The sequence below is a fragment of the Vibrio sp. M250220 genome (assembly GCF_036533795.1).
Classification (GTDB): domain Bacteria; phylum Pseudomonadota; class Gammaproteobacteria; order Enterobacterales; family Vibrionaceae; genus Vibrio.
This window is the reverse complement of sequence record NZ_JATABI010000043.1, coordinates 1-19,227: the sequence shown is the minus strand read 5'-3', so window position 1 is coordinate 19,227 and position 19,227 is coordinate 1. Positions and strand designations below refer to the sequence as shown.

Sequence of the window (19,227 nt, the reverse complement as noted above, 5' to 3'; positions counted from 1 at the left end):
CACACTCCTTATTCAATCACTTTGGCTTCATTTCTAAGTTTGTCGACCAAATCGGCGACGGTCGCAACCATGATTCCAGCTTCACGCTTAGGAGGAGCAAAAACCTCCAGCACAGTCTGAGTCGGCGAACAGTCAACATTCAAACTTTCAACGTTGACGATCTCTAATGGTTTACGCTTCGCCTTCATGATATTGGGTAGCGATGCATAACGTGGCTCGTTGAGTCTTAAATCGGTACTTATGACAGCTGGCAGGGTTAACTTAAGCGTTTCCAGTCCACCATCCACTTCACGAGTGACCGTCAGCTCTTCATGAACAAGATCGATTTTGGATGCGAACGTCGCCTGAGGACACGCCATAAGACCGGCTAACATTTGCGCCACTTGGTTGTTGTCAGTATCAATAGACTGCTTGCCAACAATAACCAGCGGGGTCTGCTCTTTTTCTGCAAGCCGTTTGAGAATTCTTGCTACCGCGAGTGGCTGAAGCATCTTCTCACTGCTGACATGTATCGCTCTATCCGCTCCTAATGCGAGCGCACTGCGCAACTGCTCTTGGCAATCATCAGTACCGATAGAGGTGACTATCACTTCACTTACCTTACCCACTTCTTTCATTCGAATCGCTTCTTCAACGGCGATCTCGCAGAAAGGATTCATTGCCATTTTAACGTTGTCGGTTTCTACACCCGATCCGTCAGCTTTGATACGTACCTTCGTGTACGGGTCAATTACGCGTTTAATCGCTACCAGAACTTTCATCGCAATCTCCGAAAAGCAAAGTGATAAATTGAGCTTAGTAAAGTTTACGTTTACGTCAACTGTAACTATATTTATTGCATGATGTTGAATCGCCGTGAAGGTTATGCAAGATGGAAAGAGAGAGTATGGACTTTGATGTCGTGATTGTCGGCGCTGGCCCCGCGGGACTTTCTGCCGCCTGTAGGCTGGCGCAATTAGCCTTACAACATCAACAAACGCTGTCAATTTGTGTCGTAGAAAAAGGCGCTGAAGTCGGAGCACATATACTTTCTGGTGCGGTATTTGAGACCAGAGCGCTCGACGAACTCTTCCCAGACTGGCAGGTACAAGGTGCGCCTGTGACGACTCGCGTCTCCTCGGATCAATTTATCTACTGTACCAGCAAGGCAAACCATATCTCAGTACCACATTGGTTGACCCCACTTTCTTTGCGCAATGACCACAACAACTATGTGATTAGCCTAAGCAAGCTTTGCCGCTGGCTAGCAACTCAAGCAGAGAAGCTTGGGGTTGAGATTTTTCCGGGCTTCCCTGCGAGAGAAGTTTGCTACGACGAACAAGGGAATGTAACTGGCATTATCACGTCAGATATGGGACTCAACAAACAGCGAGAGCAAAAAAGCACTTTTCAAGCGGGGATTCAACTTAACGCCAAACAAACCATCTTTGCCGAAGGCGCGAGAGGCAGCTTAGGAAAAGAACTGATTAGCCACTTTACGCTTGATAGAGAGAGTCAGCCACAACACTACGCGCTCGGTATCAAAGAGCTGTGGCGTCTAAAGGCCGATGACTCTCGTTTCAGTGCGGGCAAGGTAATTCACTCGACTGGATGGCCATTGAGCGAGTCAGATTCAAGCGGAGGCGGCTTTCTCTATCATCTCGAGGATCATTTAATCGCCGTCGGTCTTATCACTGACCTCAACTATACCAACCCCTTTCTAAGTCCATTTGATGAATTTCAACGCATCAAACACCATCCTCAGTTTGCTCAGTTCTTACAAGGAGCGGAGCGCATTGCCTATGGTGCAAGAGCCATTGCCAAAGGTGGGTTACTCTCTTTGCCCAAACAACAGTTCTGCGGTGGGCTACTGATTGGCTGTGAAGCAGGCACCCTTAACGCTGCCAAAATCAAAGGATGTCATACCGCCATGAAATCAGGCTTACTTGCCGCTGAAGCCGTGTTTGAAGCGATAGAACAGCAGCAGCAAGAAGCCAATTACGCACAACGGTTTACTGAGTCCTGGTTGTATGAGGAGTTGAACCAGAACCGTAACTTCCCTGGTACCATTCATCGTTATGGAACATTTTTTGGTGGCGCACTGACGCTGTTTGAGCAAAACATCTGGCAGCGTCTAACGGGCACAGCACTGAATTGGGATATTGGCGACCCGCAAGCTGACTATGTCACCTTATACGAACGCTCTCGTTGTCACCCTATTCATTACGATAAACCCGACGGTCAGTTAAGCTTTGATAAGCCCTCTTCTGTGTATCTCTCTGCAACCTTTCATGAAGAAGATCAGCCTTGCCATCTACTGCTGTCGGATCAACACATACCAATAACCCATCATATGACCTTGTTCGATGAACCGAGTCAACGCTATTGCCCTGCGGGGGTCTACGAAATCGTCAATATTGAAGGCCAGAGAAGGCTACAAATCAACGCAGCCAACTGCGTTCACTGCAAAACCTGCGACATCAAGGACCCATCGCAAAACATTACGTGGGTTCCGCCCGAAAGTGGTGGTCCAAACTACACTGAGATGTGAATCGATTCCCTCACCTCCGTGTGTTGACTAACGTTCGTGGCTGGCAAAGTCCATTGTCACTTTATCGTGGAAGATCCCGATTCGATTGAGGACATTGGTTAGGTTTTGTACCTCCAGCGGCGTAAGATCGTTAACAGCCAGTACATCGTTTACTCTGCGCAAATCACTGTATTCAACGATCTGGTTCATAAAACGTAGGTGCCAAATATGGTCGAAGATGTAGACCATTTCTCGATAGTTTTTTGAATCAATCTCCTGCGCATTGAGCAAACCTTGTAATCTAATACGTGTATTGCACTCTCTGATGTCGTGCTTCAAAGCGTAGAGTCGACAGAAGATCTCCATCGGCAAAAGACAAGTACTTGATCCCTGGCGCAGCCTTCATCGTCTGTGTCGGCTCTCTTGCTTTCGTTGGTCAGTTACCAGGAATTCCTGCGCTGATCGGCCACTAATCATCGTCATAAGGCATAGATGGGCGCCCGTCTATGCCTTTTCTGCAATCTCAATCAGTTCCTCGTTACGTGACTGTTTCTTGTTCCTCAATTTGAGCGCTTATCGTACCGAGTTGCACAACGATTAAGCACTAACGCCTCAAACCCATAACTCAACAAACCATCCAAGCCACGCATCATCGATTTAAATCATTATCCACACACGTCAGAAACAAAAATTCAACACTTTTGGAAAATATTCAAATTAAGTTGAAAAAGAGATTCCAATCACACTTCATTCGGTTATAATTCGCGCCCATTATGCCTTGTGTTGATAAACGCAAACTTAATTTGAACAAATCGTCTGTTAACCGATCCTCATTTTGAGGACAACTGAGAAGAAAAATGAGCAAGATTGATAAAGCTATGCGCATCCTGCTAGCGGGATTCTGTATCAACCTTTGTCTTGGCATCCTGTATGCTTGGAGTGTATTCAACAAAGCACTAGTCACTGAGTCTGGTTGGACCGCGGCTGAAGCATCAGCACCATACGCGACAGCAACCATCACTTTCTCTATCTGTCTTCTTGTTGCTGGCATCTTGCAAGACCGTATGGGTCCACGTCTTATTCTAATCCTTGGTACTGTGCTAACAGGCCTAGGTATGATCGCGTCTGGCTTTGTCGACTCGCCGCTGATGCTAAACATCACTTTCGGTGTTATTACTGGTGCTGGTATCGGCTTTGGTTATGCTTGTCTGTCTCCTTCTGCGATGAAGTGGTTCCACGCGTCGAAGAAAGGTATGGTTAACGGCATCATTGCAGCAGGTTTTGGTCTAGCGGCAATTTACCTTGCTCCAGTAACCTCTGCACTCATTAACAGCATGGGCATCCAAACCAGCTTTATGGTTTTGGGCGTTGGTATTCTTGCTATCGCAGTACCTCTTGCAGCAACAATCAACAACCCACCTGCGGGCTACACGCCAACAGAACCAAAAGTAAAACAAGGTCAAGCACCTAAAGCCGTTAAGAAATCTGATGACCTAACTTGGAAAGCAATGCTGAAAACACCACAGTTTTACTCACTGTGGATCATGTATGCATTTGCTGCGTCAGTAGGCCTAATGATCATCGGTAACATTACAACGATTGCAAGTGTTCAGGCTAACCTACCAAATGCGGTATACCTTGCCTCTATCCTAGCGATATTTAACTCTGGCGGTCGTGTTGCTGCTGGTATGCTGGCTGACAAAATTGGTGGCGTACGTACTCTGCTTCTTGCTTTCGTACTACAAGGCATCAATATGGTTTTGTTCGCAACGTTCAAAACAGAATTTACACTGATCATTGGTACGGCAATCGCGGCAATTGGTTACGGTACGCTGCTAGCTGTATTCCCTACGCTTACCGCTGAGTTCTACGGTCTGAAAAACTACGGCACTAACTATGGCGTACTTTACACAGCATGGGGTATTGGTGGTGCAATCGGTGCAGCAGTCGTCGGTTTCTCAATGACTAACGGCACAGGCTACACGCTAGCTTACACTATCTCAGCAGCAATGATGGCCGTTTGTATTATGCTTTCATTCATCACTAAGCCACTCTCAGAAGCGAAGATCGCTGAGCTAAAACACGCTTAAATGATTGAATTGCAGATAGAAAGGCTTAACCTTAGGGTTAAGCCTTTTTTGTATGTATTGATCATGTCTGAGATTGTTGAACTCGCACCCGACTATTATCTACGTAACCGTTATTTAACTCAAAGTCTCCTCTGTTACCTGCTAACATCGATATTGTTTCAATTAATTGGCGATGTTGAACCATGTTTTATTTGCTAAGTTGATGGGCTTCTGCTGCAATTAAGCCAATATTGAACAAGCACAATTATCCAGATGAATTTACGTACATTTTTCATGTTTGCTGTTGCTTTAAGCTTCGCGGGCTGTGCGACATACGCCGGACTTAATTATGACCAACTATTTGGACAGGCGAGTGTTCAAGAGCGTCGTAGCGATTTAAACAGTGTTGAAAGTGATTTCTTCTTATCTGAAGTCAAACCGATCATTGATAACCGCTGCGTGGTTTGTCATGCCTGTTATGACGCACCCTGCCAACTGAAACTCTCTTCAGTTGATGGTATCGACAGGGGCTCAAGTAAAGAACTAATTTATCAAGGTACTCGCCTTACCGCCGCAATGCCTCATCGTCTTTTCGAAGATGCGCAAACCACACAACAGTGGCGAAAGTTTGGTTTTCATCCGGTGCTTAATGAGCGTGTGCAAGACCCGACCGCAAACCTAGAAGCGGGCTTAATTGCGCGCATGCTCGCTCAAAAAGAGGCACATCCCCTGCCAGATCAGAAACAACTGGAGGGTTTCGACTTTGCAATCGACCGCAGTCAGGTCTGCCCTACCATTGAAGAATACGATCAGTACCTAACAGACTATCCGACTTGGGGCATGCCTTATGGTATGCCAAACCTCAGTTCACATGAGTACGCGACGTTAACCAGTTGGTTGCAAAATGGCGCGATCATGAACAAATCGATACCACTGACTGACCAGCAAGCTCAATTAGTGAATGAATACGAGACATTGCTCAACAAGAGCCCACGTAAGGTACAGCTGACTGCTCGTTACATCTATGAGCACCTGTTTTTGTCGCATCTCTATTTTTCTGACCTCAATGAAGAAACACCACGTTTCTTCACCTTGGTTCGCTCATCGACACCACCGGGCCAGCCCATCCAACGAATTGCTACGCGTCGTCCTTACGATGATCCTGGCGTCCAACGAGTGTATTACCGCCTAATTCCTGAGCAAGGCACCATCGTTGATAAAACCCACATGCCATTCGCCTTGAACGAACAACGGATGAGAGATTGGAAAGAGTGGTTCATCGACGCCGACTACAAGGTTACTCAACTACCAAGTTACGATGTAGAAGTTGCTGCGAACCCAATGACCGTATTTAACGATCTGCCAGTGAAAGCGCGTTTTAAATTTATGCTCGATAATTCCCAAAACACCATCAATGCCTTTATTAAAGGGCCAGTGTGTCGTGGACAACTCGCGCTCAACGTTATCAATGACAGATTTTGGGTGTTATTCCTTGACCCAGACAAAGCCGATCTGCCGGAAGTGAATGAATTTTACCGCTCTCAAGCAGACAACTTAAAACTGCCCGGAGAGTTAGAAAGTAATACTTTGCCCGTGACCAACTGGGTCTCCTATTCACGTCAGCAAGCGCGTTACCTTGAGGCTAAGTCTGAGTTTATCAACCAATGGTTTGAAGGCGGTAAATACCTAACTACCGACATTATCTGGACGGGGAACGGCACTAACCCTAATGCAGCACTCACAGTATTCCGCCATTTTGATAGCGCATCCGTGGTTCAAGGTATGGTTGGTGAACCACCAAAAACAGCATGGATACTGGATTATTCCCTGCTCGAACGTATTCACTATCTGTTGGTCGCTGGGTTTGACGTATATGGCAACTTTGGCCACCAATTGATGACACGTATGTTTATGGATTTCTTGCGCCTTGAAGGGGAAAGTAACTTTATCGCACTCTTACCAAAAGCGATGCGTCACCAAGAACACTCAAGCTGGTACCAAGACCAAAGCACCCAACTTAGTGACTTCTTACAGCGTAATGTTAAACCGTTCGATCAACCAACTCAGGTTCCATACCACACGGATGATCCCAAAGCAGAGCTTTATGACATTCTTCGCACTCAGCTCTCCCCTGTGCTCAGTAATCGTTACGATATAGAGCAAACCGGTTTTAGCGCTAAGAATGAAGCACTACTGAAAAGCATCAATGATATCAAAGGAGCAGGGTTACTCGTTATACCGCAAATTGTAATGATGATGATTGAATCCAATCACGGAGAAGAACAACTCTTCACTCTGCTCCATAACAATGCGCATACGAATATTTCCAGTCTGTTTGATGAAGAGAGCAATCGTGATCCAGCAAATGATGACTTAACTTTGGTGCGTGGAGTGATCGGTAGCTATCCCGCTGCGTATCTATCCCTTAAAGAAGAACAAATCCCCCAACTGGTGCAAATGTTGAAAAATATCCGCACCGAAGAGGAGTATGTTAAGTTGTTGGATACGTTCGCAATTCGACGCAGCTCGACCCAGTTTTGGCCTTTTAGCGACCGGGTTCATGCTTGGTATAAGGAAAATCAGCCTATCGAATTTGGTCTTCTTGACTACAATAGATTTGAGAATAGGTAGAACCGTTCAACTGCGCAGACAACGCATACGGAGGTAACTATGGGTATTAACGATAGCATCAGAGCCTTGGAGCAACAGATTTATGTCGCCTGTTCCGAAGGAGACTACGACACCGTCAAAATGCTAGAGCATCAATTAGACAGCCTGAGAAACAAGGCAGAACATCCGTTTGATGACGATCCATACGCTCCAGAAGGGAAGCTTTTTCCTGAAGATGACTGGTACTAAACGAGATAAACGCCTCACAAATCGTGAGGCGTTTTTTTATCGACTCTTATACGCGTCCTTATCGATATTGTGTTTTTTCATTCTCAGGTAAAGCTTTTTGCGCGGGACTTGCAGATACGCAGCTGACTCACTGATTCGACCCGAGTGCAGAAACAACGCATCTTCGATAACTCGTTTTTCAAAATCATCAACCAATTCGTCCAAAGGCAATTGGGCTTCGGCAGAAGTATTGTGACTATCCTTGCCAGCCAGTTTAATTATTCCAACCGAGTAGAGCTCAGCCACATTTCGCAGCTCTCTAACGTTTCCCGGCCATTCATGTGCTAGCAGTAGATCCATATATTTTGCTTCTACTTCGGGTAAGTGTTTTGCCAATTTCCGGCAACTGGACTTAAGGTAATGGTGGAACAACACTTCGATGTCATCCGGGCGCTTTCTTAGTGGTGGGACTTCAATCTCCACTTGATTGAGAACGTAATAAAGCTCTGCCACTAGTTTATTCGCCACGACAAGTTGTTGAGGGTTTTGCTCAAATATCGCGATGACACGTCCGTGCTGACCCTTTCTCTCTTTATCAATCATATGCTGTGCAAACACGCGTTGGCACTGCTCTGAAAATCGTTCAGGACTATCAACGATTAAGGTTCCAGAAACAAACGAATAGAGCTTGGCACTCAATTCCTCACAGGCCATAGCATCGTTTGCCGATAACAATTCGAGTTCACCACCCGATTGCGACATATCATGTATCAGGTTCGCGACTAAGTGTCTGCCGACACCCATCTCGCCATAGACCACCACATGATTACGTAACCTAGAAAACTGAGAGACACTGTAGCGGATATGATTCAACTGCGCAGACTTGCCCAACAAAGATCGTTTGATGGTCGATTCCATCTCTCTCTTTTGGTCGATATAGACTTTTCGTTGCTTGAGATGCTGACGTACCGTTGCGACGAGTTTGGCAGGGTCGATGGGCTTTTCAACAAACTCACACGCCCCTTCTTTAACCGCTTCGACAGCCATTGGGATATCACCATGTCCAGTGACAACAATAACGGGTAGCCACTTATCAAACTGCTTAATCTGGCTTAACAACTCGAGCCCATGCATCTGTGGCATATACATATCGAGTAACACAACGCCCAACCAATCAGGTGATAAATAACCCATCGCTTGAGTAGGGTCTGCGACGGTTTTTGCTGCAATGCCTGCAATGCTCATCAAGTGCTGGTATGCGTCAAGTACATCCTGATCATCATCGACCAACAGTAAAGAATAGTTAAACTCTTGCATGTGATAACTCCAAAACAACCAAGGCCCCTTTGTCTAAACGGGATGCCAAATAGATCCGCCCTGAATATTTCTCAACCAAAGATCGACTAATACTGAGCCCCAAGCCTAAGCCCACCTCTTTGGTGGTGGTAAACGGTGTGAATAGCTTGTCTATAATGAAAGGCTTAAAGCCACAACCACTATCGGATATCGCTATCACATGGTGAGATGTATTCGAGAATAGCTTTTCAATTCGAATTTCTTGGCCATGCCGATTTGACTCAGCAATGGCGTCACAACCATTGACCAGTATGTTGACCATGACCTGCTCAAGGGCTAATGCATTGCCATAGACATACAGTGGTTCGGTGATCAAATTGCATATGTTCGTTGCTTGCCGCTTGGCTTTAGGGCCAACCATTGAGATGGCTTGCATGACAATATCAGTAAGCAGTAAATTGTGCGTGACTTGATCAGTGTCCGACTTTTTGGCAAAGGTTCGCAGGCTTTTTATAATTTCACTCATTCTTGCTGACAACTGAGCTACTTGCTCAATGGAACGACTAGTCGAGGTTAAATTACCGGAGTCAGTAGAAAGTTTGGCGCTATAGAGGTAGGTCGATATTGCATTCAGTGGCTGGTTCAGCTCGTGAGCTAAACATGTCATTGTCTGACCGACAACCGCCATTTTCGCCGCTTGGATCAACTCATCTTGGGCTTGTTTTAAGGTGAGTTCCGCCTTTTCTCGCTCAACAATCTCTTCAGACAAAAGGCGGTTTTTCTCGACCAAATCTGCCGTTCTGTCATTGACCATCTTCTGAAGTTCTATCGCCGTTAACTCTTGTTGCGTCACATCCGTGATTGTCACAATGACTTTATGTAATTGACCATGAGAGAAAAGGTGAAAATCGAAATGAAGATAACACTCTCTCTCGCCATCTAATGGCAAGGTAAGCGCATCATTTCCAGTGGTAAAAAGTGCCTGACCCGTGACAAATACTTTTGCTAATTGCTTGCGGTTTTGATTACGAAACGACTGCCACAGTAGCTTGTGCTCGACCGTCCCTTGCATCGCCAGTAGTTTTTGGGCGCTAAAATTTGCAGATTCAACATACCCTGCGAGATCACACGTCAATAGACTGGCAGATGTATTATTGATCAAACCAACCGCATTCGTTCTTTGTAACTCTTCGACACTTGCCCCGTAGTCAATCAGCTTTTGACTTAGTTGGCCGATTTCATCGGCACCGTCAACCACAATCCGATGACTAAAATTGCCTTTGATGATCGCATCAATACTTGAGCTCAGTGCGTTCAAACGTGCGACCACACGGCGATTTATAAAGTAGTAGGTGACAAACAAAGACAAAAGGATAGAGATGCCAAAGCACACCAATAACACAATGTTTCCATCGGAGACCAAGTTAGCCGTTCGCGCTTTCACATCAATAAAGCTGGCATCGGCATATTTAATAATCTGACCAATCTGCTGATGAATCGCACCGAGCAACTTTTCGATCTCGCTTTTAATTTCGATGATACGTGCGTTTAGTATCACCCCTTCCGACAGCAACAACGAAAACACACCATCACTTACATACAGCACCTGCAACTCTTGCAACAATTGCTGATAGGAAATGCTGGAAGGCAGAGTTAACAAGGGTTCACTCGTGGCGATTAACTCCGCGATGTTGAATTGAATAACGGTTGAGGCATTTTTAATCTGTTCTAAGTTTTGCGCCTGCAACGACTCTGTGGTTAGCACGAAGATATTCGATTCAAGATCCAACACACTTTGTATCACCCGTAGTTGTTCGAGAGTGGCTTTATGCTTTTCTGAACTACCTCCTCGAGTCAACTGCCAGTAAAACTCTTGCCGAAATGACACCAACTCAGCATGGATATCTTGATGTAACCAGTTGATTTGCTCCTCTAACTTGGCGACTTTACGCCTTTGCTGAACTCGATCGAACACAAAACGAGTGTATTGTTCTAATGTCTGCTCTAACTGCGCATATAAACTCAACAGTTCGTCACTATCATTGTTCTCAAGTTTGAGTGGTTGAAAATTGGACAACTTCAGCTGAATAAAGTTAAGTAACTTGTCGAGTTCATTTCTCTGGCGGTTTAATTCAATCTTGTTGGTTGATGTAGAAAGCAGTTGAACTCGGGAACGAATTTCGCTACTGCGACTCTCCAACAAGTAACTCGTGTTGTACTTAGGAACACTGGTGTCGAGTAGACGACTCACCTGCTGGTCGAGCCGATACCAAGTTACCCATGCTAATACACAGACGAAGGTAAGCAGCAAAGTCGTAAAGGTAAACGCCACCACCAATCTAGAACCGATCGTTTTACATATTTTCATTGGCGCTCTCTACTTGCAACTCGTGAAACATCTCTTCAACTCGCTGCAGCCCCTTCTCATATAAAGTGGCGAAACGATAGCTAAACTCCACCAGCAAGGCTTGTTCTTCGCCATCTTCTAAGGTAGAGGCATCACGTTGCGAACTGATGAGGTTGGCTAACTCATTCACTTCTTGCTCCGTGACTGGAATGGTAAAAAGCTGGTTTAGTAGCTGATGAGCAACCTCAAGCCTTGCGGCATCATTACTATGGATTTGCACATATTGAGATAGACCTAACCAGATATCTTGTAATTCTGGTAAGCGTTTGGTGATTGCTTCATCAAAAAGAATATTGAGCAACTTCTCGCGCTTCATCACCTTCTTGAAGTCGAGCGGAGGGTTAGTGCCAAGATAGAGAGCAGGGTCGTAGATGGATCGTTTGGTTAAACTCGATTGAAGGATTCGCTGCTGTACATCATCTGACAATGCCAGTTCAACAAATCGAATCGCTTCAGCGGTCTTCGTCGCGTTTTTGGCAATCCCGATATAAGTAGGCATCAACGTAAAGTCAGGGTCATAGGTGAATCCTACATAGGCGAACTGCCTCTGTTGCGATATAGCATTGCTGTCTATGGTCGGTCCAATACCAAACTGCCCTTTCGAGACATAGTCACTTACGCCAAAACTGCGTGATGAAATAGTCCCTAAATTGGCGCCTATGTTTAGTATTGTCGCCCAGCCTTGCTGCCAACCATGGCGGGCAAGTATGCTCTCCAGCATCAACTGTGTGGTGGCTGAGCGACTCGGTGTACTCATGGTGATATGCCCAAAATAAGCAAAGGACGAGAGATCTGAAAATCGAGTGGGGATTGGCAATTTATTCGCCGCTAGATACTCTCGGTTCCATACAATTCCCGCTCCAGAGTAACCAATACTAAGCACTTTGTTTTTAATCGGAAATAAAAATGGCTCTAGCCACTGTGGAGGGTTTTGCTCCAGCGCTATCGATGCAAGTTGATCCCTTTTATCGAGCGCCTCGAACAGGAATGGTGATGAGCTCAAAACAACATCAACACCTTGTATATAGCTCCTGTTAAGCAACTGCATTGCAGACTGGCTACGGCGATGAATAAGCTCAATATCCGCGTCTGGATTCTGTTGTTTGTATTTCGCAATTAACTCGTTCACCGGCTCACTTGAGAAGGTCGTTAAAATCGAAAACTGTTCCTTACCCGCGAGCACGATCGAACTAAATCCGATCAGACCGATGACCAATGTCGCCATTTCTATTGAACAAAACCGCCAGCCCTTCATGTTATCCCTCTCGATTTATGCGCTGAATGTCTAATTTCCTTCACAAAGCCATCATTTTCGCTGTCGCTCTGTGAGTCACCGATGACGCATTTCCGCGTCTGACCTAGGAACATTCAATCACTAATGAAACGAATTTCACTGGCTAGAGTGACATTTTTATCCCAGCCAAATGTATTAGTTGAGTCACTTTTAGCTCAAATTCGCCATTTTGCGTTTTGTTCACTTATCTCACATCATCCTCAAAACAGACGATCACTTGCTCATTTTTCATACCAAGCACGCTATCGTCGCGAAACGCTCCTCGGGCGATTTTAAAGGGAAGGAAGATGAAAAAGACTAAAATCATTGCAACGCTTGGGCCCGAGATGCCGGTTCAAAGCCAGATTGATGAGATGTTGTGTGCTGGTGTTGATGTCGTCAGGCTAGACTACGCACATCAGGTTTCTGAACAACACGTTTCTATAGCAAAGCAAGTGCGTTCTAGCGCGAAAAAGCTCGGTAAGGTTGTCGGTATCTTAGTCGATATTCCAGGCACAAAAGTTCAGATCTCTGAGTTTGAAAATGGGTACATTGTGCTCAAGCAAGGTTCAATATTTAACCTCGACGGAACACTGGATCCTAAGCTAGGCAACCAAAACACCGTTGGGCTTGACTACCCTCAACTTCTCAATGAACTCGAACCGGGCAGGATACTTTTACTTGATTGTGGCCGTATCCAGCTGCAAGTCATACTGCTTGATCGTGTCAATCAATTTGCAAAAACCAAAGTTCTCGCAGGAGGAAGGCTGAACAGCCACCAGTCAATTAGTGTACTGGGAAAAGAGACTCTCTATCCTTCGCTGACTGAGTACGATTGGCAGGGTATAGAGTTTGCGGCGTCAATCGATGCGGATTTCATCGCGCTCACCTTACCGCCCGAGAAATCTGAGCTACAACAGCTTAGCCAAGTGCTAGAAAACACTGGGTTTAATACCCAGTTGATCGCAAAATTCGACCCCTCTAGATTTGATCACGATTTATCGGTAATTGAACCCGTGCTTAACGCTACGCAAGTGTGCATGATTGAAAACCTCGACTTCGTAGACAAGATCCTCGATCAGTATGCCGCCTCATTGCAGCACCCATTACTAATGAGAGCACGAGAGCTTAATAAACCAATCGTTGCCGCATCACCAGTAATGAGTTCAATGACATCCAGGTTCCTCCCCACTCGCACAGATGCGTTAAAGTTAGCGAATCTCGTCATTGCGGGAACGGATGCAGTGATGCTCTGCCCAACAGTGACGAATGGGCCATACATGATTGATGCAGTCAAAGCGATGGTAAATGTAATTAGCAGCGTCGAGGCGATGGTCGAATGCTTCGAGCATCAAAAAGACACCACACAGCTGATGGACGCTAGCTGTAGCAAAAATTTCGCGATATCAACCGTACTAAGCATAAGTAAAACGCAACGCTATGTTAGTGTTGCCGTGATTACACATAATGGCGAAGCGCCTTTACTGATGTCCCGCTGCCAAAGTCATGTACCGATTTGGGCGCTGAGCGATAACGTCAAATTACTCTCATCGCTTTCAATATTACGTGGTGTTGAACCTACATATGCCGTCATCGAAGCTGATGATTCACGAGATACAACCGACTCAATTGTCCAACTCCTTGAGCCAGAAATTCATCGCAACCATAGTCAGTCTCTGATCATTTCCTGCTTTGAATTACTCGAAAATGTAGGCACTACGAATATAAGCCGCTTAGTGCAAATTGCGCCAACTTAATTTACCACTTGATGGCGTTTGTGCACCGCCGTCCTTTACCCATGTTGCTCGTCACTTTTTGTGGGACTGGCCTGTCAGAAGACAGGCCTTTTTTTAGTTAGCACGGTGGCACACATTTATTCATCACTCAATATCAGTTAAAATATGCAAAATCTAAAAATGCTGCTTTCTACGTTATATTTATCGAAACCTTGTAACAAGTAGCCACATCCCGACTTAAACTAGGTCCACATAGAGGATTTTATGCTACCTGACATCGAAATCTGCCGCACTACTCCGTTACTTCCTATAAGCAAAGTTGCACAGCGAGCTGGACTGAAAGCCGATGAGTACCAAAGCCAAGGTGAACATAAGGCAAAAGTCAGTTTATCTAGCCTAAAACGCCTTGTATCTAAGAAGACGGGTAAACTGATTGTCGTCACCGCTATCACCCCAACGCCACTTGGCGAAGGTAAGACTGTCACGACCATTGGACTTGCCCAAGGCTTGGCTCAACTTAATCATTCAGCAATGGCGTGTATCAGGCAGCCTTCTATGGGGCCTGTTTTTGGCGTCAAGGGCGGGGCTGCGGGAGGCGGCTATTCGCAAGTTGCTCCCATGGAAGAGTTGAATCTCCACCTCACAGGAGATATTCACGCGGTCACGGCGGCGCATAACTTAGCCGCTGCTGCCATCGATGCTCGCATTTATCATGAGCAAAGACTGGGATACGAAGATTTCGAACAACGCAGTGGTTTGAAAGCACTAAAAATCGATCCTCAAAATGTGGTTTGGAAAAGGGTCATGGATCACAACGACCGAGCGTTACGCATGGTAACTGTGGGTCAAAATGAAGCTGGGAAAAACATTAATGGATTTGAGCGCTGCGATGGATTTGATATTTCAGCAGCCTCAGAGTTAATGGCCATTCTCGCCTTAGCCAGTGATTTAAAAGATCTTCGTTCACGTATTGGTCGAATCGTCGTCGCCTATGATTTGTCTGGTCAACCGGTAACGACAGAAGATCTACAAGTAGCGGGCGCAATGGCAGTGAGCATGAAAGAAGCCATCGAACCCACCTTGATGCAAACTCTAGAGGGGGTCCCGACTCTCATTCATGCAGGGCCATTTGCTAACATCGCCCACGGTAACTCGTCAATCATTGCGGATAATATCGCTACAAAGCTGGTACAATTTACGGTCACTGAAGGTGGTTTTGGCTCGGATATGGGCTTTGAAAAAGCCTGTAACATTAAAGCGCAGGTTGCCAACAAGTCTCCTGATTGCGCAGTTATCGTCACGACGCTTCGCGGCCTTAAAGCTAACTCAGGTCAGTATGATCTAAAACCAGGCCAAGCGATTCCACAGAGCCTTTACAGTGACGATCAAGACGCGCTCCTTGCTGGTTTCGAAAACTTGAAATGGCATATTAATAATGTCAATAAATACGGTATTCCGGCTGTGGTTGCCATTAATCGCTTTCCTCAGGATAGTGACTCCGAATTGCTAACGCTAAAAGCCATGGTGGAAGCCTTGCCAAATGACGTACAAGTTGCCGTCAGCGAAGGTTTTAGCAAAGGTGGAGCGGGCACGCTAGAGTTAGCCCACAAAGTGATCCACCAGTGCGAGAAGCCATCCCACTTCTCTCCTTTATACCGTTTTGAACAAACCACTGAAGAGAAACTTATGGCCGTCGCCGAAGCTGGCTATGGTGCAACGAGGCTAATACTGAGTGACGTCGCCAAGCAGCAGTTGGCTCAACTCAAAGCACACGGATTCGATGACCTTGCCGTTTGTTTGGCAAAAACACCACTTTCGATCTCGACGGATTCAAGTGTTAAAGGCGCCCCCGATAATTTTGATGTCCTCGTAAGGGAACTGAAACTGTGCGCAGGAGCGGGCTTTATTTATGCCCTATGTGGCAACGTGATGACGATGCCCGGCCTTCCGGAAAAACCAGCATTTATGAATCTCGACCTTGATGAGAATGGTCACATTATTGGATTAAGCTAAACTGGCGTAGTCCCTGCCCACTTCACACTCTAAGGCTAAGTTATTCAATCTTAGCCTTTTTTCTTTAATCTATTGGCCTCACTCCATGAAGTTCGCTTGAAGATCATGTACCATTAACTCATCACTCTCAAAGATTGGACGTATTCATGGAAGCAGAACTACTGGAAATTAAGAACTTCCTTTCTCAATACCCTCCATTTGATGAGCTCGAAGATGAAGTCCTCAGCTACGTCACTCAACATATCGAAATCTCTTACTATCGAGAGGATACCCCCATCATTCACTTTGGTGATGAAATCCATGATCTTTACATGGTACGCAGTGGGGTGGTTGAAATATATCGACGCAAAGGTGAGCTCTACAACCGAATTGATGAAGGCGCAGTATTCGGTCAGATGGGACTACTGACCAACAATAAGGTTCGCTTCCCAGCGAAAGCCATCAAAGACACCCTACTCTACTGTATTCCAGAAGCGGTCTTTCAGCACTTGTATGAGCAGCACGAAGCCTTTGCAGACTTTGTCGAAGTAGAAGATAACGCACGCCTGAGGCAGACCGTCTCAAACAGTAAAGAGCAAAACGATCTTACTACATCAAAGGTAAGAAACTTGCTTAACAGCATCGCACCAACGATTCACAAGACGGAATCAATCCAGAATGCAGCGATAAAAATGGCAGAAGACAATGTCTCTTCGCTGCTAATTATTGATCCCGAAGTGGCTCAGGATGATGATGACGACAACAGCCCTTTAGTTGGAATCATTACTGATAGAGACTTATGTACCCGCGTGTTAGCTCAAGGGCTCAACCCCAACGACGACGTTGCTAGCGTAATGACGACTGAAGTCATCTCACTTGATCACAACGCCTATGTCTTCGAAGCGATGCTGACGATGTTGCGATACAACGTTCATCATCTTCCTGTCCTCAAGGACAAGCAGCCCATTGGCGTCATCGAAGCAACGGATATTGTTCGTTACGAATCACAAAATTCACTTCTGTTGGTCAGCAGTATATTCCAGCAACAATCGATTGATGAACTCTCGGTATTATCTGAGCAAGTGAAAGACAGTTTTGTTCGCCTCGTCAATGAAGACGCAAACTCTCACATGGTTGGCAGTGCGATGTCCGTAATTGGACGTAGCTTTAAACAGCGTATTATCGAACTTGTAGAGCAAGAATTAGGTGAGCCACCGATACCCTATTGCTTTGTAGCTCTAGGCTCAATGGGGCGCGATGAGCAACTGCTCGTCACTGACCAAGATAACGCTATCATCCTCGATAACACCTTCGTCAAAGAGAAGCATGACGGCTACTTTGCGCAACTGGCAAACCGTGTATGTGAAGGATTGGATAAATGTGGCTACAGTTACTGTACTGGCGATATCATGGCAACGAATCCAGACTGGCGTATGACTCGAACCGAATGGGAAGAGTGCTTTGCGGATTGGATAGATGACCCCAACCCTAAAGCGTTACTCAACGCTTCGATTTTCTTTGACCTTGATGGTGTATATGGACGTCTAAAATGGGCGGAACAGCTCAGCGGCTTTATTGTACGTAGAGCACGTAGAAACAATCGTTTCCTTGCCTGTTTAGCCCGCAATGCAATGAATCGAACTCCTCCGCTGGGCTTCTTTAAGAGTTTTGTGATGGAGAAAGATGGCCAACACAAAAATTCAATCAACCTTAAACGACGTGGCACCGCGCCGTTAGCGGATCTTATTCGCGTCCATGCCCTCGCCGTCGGCTCGCGGTCAAAGAATTCGTTTGAACGTCTGGATGACATCCATGAGGCGGGTATTTTACCTAAAGGCAAAGCGAGAGACCTCCGTGATGCACTTGAGTTTATCTCCATCGTTCGTATTCGCCACCAAGCACTGGACGTCGAAAATGAAATCGAGCCAGACAACAACATTGAACCAGAAAACTTATCGGATTTTGAGCGCCGTAACCTCAAGGACGCATTCCAAATTCTAAGCAATGCTCAGAACTTCCTTAAGTTCCGTTATCAAGCCAGTAATAACTTTAAGTGAGGTGACGATGCTTAACAAAATCATATCTCCCCCTTCGATCGACTGGCCGGCAAAGTTTGCTCAAAAATTGCGCACGACAACAACCCCTGCTTTACAACAATACTATACGGCTGGGGTTCCGTTACCCAATACACCATTGGAAGAAGTTACATTTCTGGCGATGGACTTTGAAACCACAGGCTTAAACTCCGACCAAGATGACATTATTACCATCGGAACCGTTCCCTTTAACTTGAATCGCATTTTTATAAATCAAGCGAAGCATTGGACGGTAAAACCTCGTAAGCAGTTAGCGCAAGAATCGGTCGTCATCCATGGAATCACCCACTCTGACGTTCTTGATGCACCTGATCTATCTGTCATCTATGACCAGATCTTGGCACAGATGGAAGGGAAAATAGTGGTGGTTCACTACCAGCGTATTGAACGTGAGTTTTTCGATAAAGCTCTGATGGCTCGAATTAACGAAGGAATAGAATTTCCCGCGGTAGATACCATGCAGATTGAAACTCTCCTACAGAAAAAGCTCACTGGTGGGATAGTCAACAAACTCAAGGGTCGCAAACCAGCGTCAGTCAGGCTCGGAGCGAGTCGAACCCGCTATGGTTTGCCTCAATACACACCCCATCATGCCCTTACCGATGCCGTTGCAACAGCGGAGTTGCTACAAGCACAGATTGCCCATCACTATCAGTCAGATATGCCGATCAGCCAGTTGTGGATTTGATCTTCTACGGGTCGTTACAATCACAAAGCCGCCCAAATGGGCTAAATCCTATCAGTTAAGCAAATGATCCGTTGAACGAAAAAAACGGCCCAAATCAAGGATCGTTCGTATAACTAAAACTCGCTACCCTGTTTTCGTTCCAAACACGAGTTAGCTGCAATGAGCGGCTTTGTGGGGGGACTAAAAGAGCTCTAGAGACGTTTCATCTAAGAACATGTTTGGCGTAATGTCTTTAACAAACTCTGCCACTTGCTTGTCTAATTCAGCTTGTTCTTCTTTAGTGATGAGTGTTTTAAACACAGGGCGACCTTCTTCATCTGCTA

General features: G+C 45.8%; 13 protein-coding genes and 2 pseudogenes. 9 read left to right on the top strand and 6 right to left on the bottom strand.

From position 1 onward, the window contains the following. Positions 1 to 8 precede the first annotated feature (8 nt). Entirely contained in the window at positions 9 to 761 is a 753-nt protein-coding gene (locus QTN94_RS14750; RefSeq protein WP_331428094.1) for an electron transfer flavoprotein subunit beta/FixA family protein, read from the bottom strand. Between the two features lie 110 nt (positions 762 to 871). Here QTN94_RS14750 and QTN94_RS14745 point away from each other — a divergent pair, with 110 nt between their 5' ends. Further along, a complete protein-coding gene (locus QTN94_RS14745) occupies positions 872 to 2,530 on the top strand; it encodes an electron transfer flavoprotein-ubiquinone oxidoreductase (protein ID WP_331428093.1) in 1,659 nt (552 codons plus the stop codon). Between the two features lie 27 nt (positions 2,531 to 2,557). On the opposite strand, the gene QTN94_RS14740 is transcribed toward QTN94_RS14745, so the two are convergent. Continuing rightward, on the bottom strand, positions 2,558 to 2,875 hold the full coding sequence (locus tag QTN94_RS14740; protein WP_331428091.1) for a putative nucleotidyltransferase substrate binding domain-containing protein: 318 nt from the start codon (positions 2,873 to 2,875) through the stop codon (positions 2,558 to 2,560). Between QTN94_RS14740 and QTN94_RS14735 the strand changes: the two are divergent. The 4 genes and pseudogenes from QTN94_RS14735 to QTN94_RS14720 all read left to right on the top strand — a co-directional run. Continuing rightward, positions 2,875 to 2,982, top strand: a pseudogene (locus tag QTN94_RS14735) (DUF3360 family protein); the annotation flags it as partial. The gene QTN94_RS14740 and the pseudogene QTN94_RS14735 sit on opposite strands and share 1 nt — an antisense overlap. Positions 2,983 to 3,366: 384 nt before the next feature. Continuing rightward, entirely contained in the window at positions 3,367 to 4,599 is a 1,233-nt protein-coding gene (locus QTN94_RS14730) for an L-lactate MFS transporter (protein ID WP_331417122.1), read from the top strand. Positions 4,600 to 4,851: 252 nt separating this feature from the next. Further along, the gene (locus QTN94_RS14725) at positions 4,852 to 7,209 is read left to right on the top strand and encodes a fatty acid cis/trans isomerase (RefSeq protein ID WP_331428089.1); all 2,358 of its coding nucleotides are present in this window, start codon (positions 4,852 to 4,854) and stop codon (positions 7,207 to 7,209) included. A gap of 39 nt (positions 7,210 to 7,248) precedes the next feature. Beyond that, a complete protein-coding gene (locus tag QTN94_RS14720) occupies positions 7,249 to 7,437 on the top strand; it encodes a hypothetical protein (RefSeq protein ID WP_006879632.1) in 189 nt (62 codons plus the stop codon). A gap of 36 nt (positions 7,438 to 7,473) precedes the next feature. On the opposite strand, the gene QTN94_RS14715 is transcribed toward QTN94_RS14720, so the two are convergent. The 3 genes from QTN94_RS14715 to QTN94_RS14705 are packed head-to-tail and all read right to left on the bottom strand — an operon-like array spanning position 7,474 to position 12,374. Continuing rightward, positions 7,474 to 8,733 (bottom strand): sigma-54-dependent transcriptional regulator, encoded by a 1,260-nt coding sequence (locus QTN94_RS14715; RefSeq protein WP_331428088.1) that lies wholly within the window; start codon positions 8,731 to 8,733, stop codon positions 7,474 to 7,476. Further along, the gene (locus QTN94_RS14710) at positions 8,720 to 11,080 is read right to left on the bottom strand and encodes an ATP-binding protein (protein ID WP_331428086.1); all 2,361 of its coding nucleotides are present in this window, start codon (positions 11,078 to 11,080) and stop codon (positions 8,720 to 8,722) included. Before QTN94_RS14710 ends, QTN94_RS14715 begins: the two co-directional genes overlap by 14 nt. Beyond that, complete coding sequence (locus tag QTN94_RS14705; protein ID WP_331428083.1) at positions 11,067 to 12,374, bottom strand: ABC transporter substrate-binding protein; 1,308 nt, start codon at positions 12,372 to 12,374, stop codon at positions 11,067 to 11,069. The genes QTN94_RS14710 and QTN94_RS14705 overlap by 14 nt, the downstream gene beginning before the upstream one ends. Before the next feature lie 326 nt (positions 12,375 to 12,700). On the opposite strand from QTN94_RS14705, the gene QTN94_RS14700 reads away from it, so the two are divergent. The 4 genes from QTN94_RS14700 to QTN94_RS14685 all read left to right on the top strand — a co-directional run bounded on the left by QTN94_RS14700 (position 12,701) and on the right by QTN94_RS14685 (position 18,904). After that, on the top strand, positions 12,701 to 14,149 hold the full coding sequence (locus tag QTN94_RS14700; protein WP_331428081.1) for a pyruvate kinase: 1,449 nt from the start codon (positions 12,701 to 12,703) through the stop codon (positions 14,147 to 14,149). 243 nt (positions 14,150 to 14,392) lie between these two features. Next, on the top strand, positions 14,393 to 16,141 hold the full coding sequence (locus QTN94_RS14695; RefSeq protein WP_331428080.1) for a formate--tetrahydrofolate ligase: 1,749 nt from the start codon (positions 14,393 to 14,395) through the stop codon (positions 16,139 to 16,141). A 146-nt stretch (positions 16,142 to 16,287) separates the two neighbouring features. Further along, entirely contained in the window at positions 16,288 to 18,177 is a 1,890-nt protein-coding gene (locus tag QTN94_RS14690; protein WP_331428078.1) for a DUF294 nucleotidyltransferase-like domain-containing protein, read from the top strand. Between the two features lie 7 nt (positions 18,178 to 18,184). Further along, the gene (locus QTN94_RS14685; RefSeq protein ID WP_331428077.1) at positions 18,185 to 18,904 is read left to right on the top strand and encodes a 3'-5' exonuclease; all 720 of its coding nucleotides are present in this window, start codon (positions 18,185 to 18,187) and stop codon (positions 18,902 to 18,904) included. 180 nt (positions 18,905 to 19,084) lie between these two features. On the opposite strand, the pseudogene QTN94_RS14680 reads toward QTN94_RS14685, so the two are convergent. Then, positions 19,085 to 19,227: pseudogene (locus tag QTN94_RS14680) on the bottom strand (sel1 repeat family protein); the annotation flags it as partial.

Bases quoted from the DNA above. Each gene is read 5' to 3' on its own strand.
- QTN94_RS14705 (WP_331428083.1), bottom strand. From the start codon at position 12,374: ATGAAGGGCTGGCGGTTTTGTTCAATAGAAATGGCGACATTGGTCATC.
- QTN94_RS14700 (WP_331428081.1), top strand. From the start codon at position 12,701: ATGAAAAAGACTAAAATCATTGCAACGCTTGGGCCCGAGATGCCGGTT.
- QTN94_RS14725 (WP_331428089.1), top strand. From the start codon at position 4,852: ATGAATTTACGTACATTTTTCATGTTTGCTGTTGCTTTAAGCTTCGCG.
- QTN94_RS14720 (WP_006879632.1), top strand. From the start codon at position 7,249: ATGGGTATTAACGATAGCATCAGAGCCTTGGAGCAACAGATTTATGTC.
- QTN94_RS14740 (WP_331428091.1), bottom strand. From the start codon at position 2,875: ATGGAGATCTTCTGTCGACTCTACGCTTTGAAGCACGACATCAGAGAG.
- QTN94_RS14695 (WP_331428080.1), top strand. From the start codon at position 14,393: ATGCTACCTGACATCGAAATCTGCCGCACTACTCCGTTACTTCCTATA.
- QTN94_RS14690 (WP_331428078.1), top strand. From the start codon at position 16,288: ATGGAAGCAGAACTACTGGAAATTAAGAACTTCCTTTCTCAATACCCT.
- QTN94_RS14715 (WP_331428088.1), bottom strand. From the start codon at position 8,733: ATGCAAGAGTTTAACTATTCTTTACTGTTGGTCGATGATGATCAGGAT.
- QTN94_RS14685 (WP_331428077.1), top strand. From the start codon at position 18,185: ATGCTTAACAAAATCATATCTCCCCCTTCGATCGACTGGCCGGCAAAG.
- QTN94_RS14745 (WP_331428093.1), top strand. From the start codon at position 872: ATGGAAAGAGAGAGTATGGACTTTGATGTCGTGATTGTCGGCGCTGGC.
- QTN94_RS14730 (WP_331417122.1), top strand. From the start codon at position 3,367: ATGAGCAAGATTGATAAAGCTATGCGCATCCTGCTAGCGGGATTCTGT.
- QTN94_RS14750 (WP_331428094.1), bottom strand. From the start codon at position 761: ATGAAAGTTCTGGTAGCGATTAAACGCGTAATTGACCCGTACACGAAG.
- QTN94_RS14710 (WP_331428086.1), bottom strand. From the start codon at position 11,080: ATGAAAATATGTAAAACGATCGGTTCTAGATTGGTGGTGGCGTTTACC.